Annotated in this window: 1 protein-coding gene; it reads left to right on the top strand. The window is 41.6% G+C overall.

Features of this window, described 5'->3' with window-relative positions; genetic code table 11:
• Nucleotides 1–277: 277 nt before the first annotated feature.
• Nucleotides 278–2,151: beta-propeller domain-containing protein (locus VN429_RS06995; RefSeq protein ID WP_325631370.1), on the top strand; the 1,874-nt coding region annotated here is incomplete at its 3' end.

The following is a 2,151-nucleotide window of genomic DNA, read 5'->3' as shown; positions in this document are numbered from 1 at the left end:
ATTATTCATATTGGTCTCAATGACAAGGATACGCTTTCGGATACTGACCCCGGAAACATATTGCTCTCTGAGGAGAGAAGTAGTAGAAGTTATTCTGAGTCTCAGAAAACAGGACGATAATATGACTCAAATAAATTCAATTCTAAAGATAGGGCTATTATTGCTCTTGGTATTTATCTGCAGCGTCTCTGCAGATCGTCTACCCAATTCGCAACCTGAAGTACAGTATTTCTCTCCTGATGGAATTGTGAATTCATCAAGGGTTTCAGGTTCACATATGAACAGTACTGAAACTGTTGTACCTCACATCACAGTTAGCCCTGATTTCTCTGTGATTTCTAAAATACTCGGAGTTGTCCCTTTTTTAGGTGATAATGCAGATAATCCTTTGGCATTAAGGAAGATCAGTTCAACTCAAGACCTGGAGCAGTATTTCATAAATCAGACCCGGGTAAAAGATGAAAAACTGGTTAAAGAAAAAGAGTTAAACTCAGAAAGAAAAAATTTTAATTTTTCCTCAACAGATTCAGGTAAAGGGATTTACAATGTTGAATCTCAAACAGTATCCGCTCCCCTTACAAATGGAGGATCGCATCATCCTGTAATGGAATCTGAAAACCAGTTATTCTCTTTGGATACAGCCATTGGCTCTTCCCAGTCCAGATCCGGAACCGATGTTGCATCAACATACTCCACAACAAATATCCAGGTTACCGGAGTAGATGAACCTGATTTTGTCAAGAATGATGGAAAGTATATCTACCTCATGAGTAACAATAATCTGACGATCATTGACGCATTTCCTCCTCAAAACGCCGGGATAGAATCTCAGATCCACATAGATGGTGATGTGTCTGATATATTTCTGAACGGAGATCGTCTGGTTATTTTCACTGGAAAGAATGGTCAGGGCTGGATGAAACCTGCAGGATCAGTTGCTCCAGTTCCAAGTTCTGAATATCAGACCCATGCACTTGTCTATTCAATATTTGATCATGCTCATCCGAAACTATTGCGTGACATCAGTATTCCGGGAAAATACCAGAATGCACGGATGATTGATGGTGATATCTATGTGCTCAACCAGGAGAGCCGAAACAGTGGAGATTACCATATGCCTGTTCTCTATGATGGGAAAAGGGAGATTACAATCAGAAATATCCGGGCTCCTCATGTTCCACCGGATAATTATGTGTTTTACTCACTTACATCCTTTAATATCCATAATGATGCCCAGCCTACAGCTGAATCATTCCTTCTTGGGCGGGATAGTACGCTCTATGTTTCAACAGGAAATGTATATATTGCCTACAAGAATCAGGGAAACAATCCCGGTTCATTGCCCACCTATAAGGATTCTGTCGTGCACCGGTTTGGTATCAAGAATGGAAAGATCTCGTATAAATCCACGGGGACATTCCCAGGGTACCTTCTCAACCAGTTTTCTCTTGATGAATATAAGGGCAACCTTCGGGTCGCAACCACGATAGACGAACCAGCCGCTAATGGTGGGCGTTCGAATGGAGTATATGTCCTTGATCCTGATATGGTCGTGATCGGGAGTCTGGATCACCTTGCATCAGGGGAGAAGATCTATTCAGCACGGTTTATGAGTGACCTGTTGTACCTGGTCACTTTCAAAACGATGGACCCGCTCTTTGTCATAGATCTTTCAAATCCTAAAAACCCGGGAATTTTAGGAGAGCTAAAGATTCCGGGCTATTCTGATTATCTTCACCCATATGATAAAACCCATCTGATAGGAATCGGAAAAGATACCACTCCGAATCAGTGGGGAGTCTCTGCAACCGGTATTAAGGTTGCATTATTTGATGTATCAAATCTTACAAACCCCCTGGAGGTGGGACATGTTATTATCGGAGAGAAGGGTTCTGACTCAGAAGTGCTGCATGATCATCGGGCGTTCCTGCTCGATCAAAGTAACAATGTCATGGCAATCCCTATTAAAGAAATAACAAACTCTCCGACACCAGGAAGTCAGTATAGTGGTTCATATATTCCAACGATATGGCAGGGAACCTATGTGTTTGGAATTGACATAAAGAACGGTTTCATCGAGAAAGGAAGGATAACAAAGGAAATGAGTAACCAGAATAATTATTCTGAACAGGGTTCTGCAGTGAAACGATC

Source organism: Methanospirillum sp., assembly GCF_035560735.1.
Lineage (GTDB): Archaea > Halobacteriota > Methanomicrobia > Methanomicrobiales > Methanospirillaceae > Methanospirillum.
The sequence above is the reverse complement of the archived record's forward strand: the minus strand, read 5'-3'. Positions and strand labels throughout refer to the sequence as shown.